1 protein-coding gene is annotated in these 463 nt (G+C 50.5%); it reads right to left on the bottom strand.

Annotated elements, in window-relative coordinates; all coding sequences use genetic code 11:
• The coding region (gene tnpB / locus GBN19_RS15570) for an IS66 family insertion sequence element accessory protein TnpB (RefSeq protein ID WP_151778715.1) at nucleotides 1-293 on the bottom strand (293 nt) is incomplete at its 3' end.
• Nucleotides 294-463 lie beyond the last annotated feature (170 nt).

Raw genomic sequence — 463 nt, 5'->3', positions numbered from 1 at the left:
GGCAAACCTTGGATTAATGCCTGTAACTGTTCCGGGCTGAGGGCCACGGTTTCACCTTGGTGAACTTGAGCCCAGTGAAATTTACCCTGTTCCAACCTCCGGGCACACAGCCAGATACCCAGCCCATCATGTACCAACACTTTCATACGATGACCACGTTTATTACAGAACAGGTAGGCGCAATGCGGTTTGATGTAGCCAAAGGCTCTCACCACCTGAGCCATGGCAGTATCCATCCCCGCACGCATATCCATCGGCTGGGTAGAAAGCCAGATTTCATCGATGCGGATCATTGAGTCAAACCCTGGATCAGCAACAGTAATTCAGTTACTGACTCCACAGGCCAGTCGATCTCGATCATCTGATCCCTTGCGGAACCTTGTTCCTCACGTAGTGGAATCCTGATATGAGCAACTGCTTTATTCTCTGGTATAGGTGGCGGAGGTGCTTCTTGTTTGACTGG

It is taken from the genome of Acinetobacter brisouii, from assembly GCF_008993995.1.
GTDB lineage: Bacteria > Pseudomonadota > Gammaproteobacteria > Pseudomonadales > Moraxellaceae > Acinetobacter > Acinetobacter brisouii_A.
Note: the sequence above shows the minus strand (reverse complement) of the source record. Positions and strands in the feature narration are given on the sequence as shown.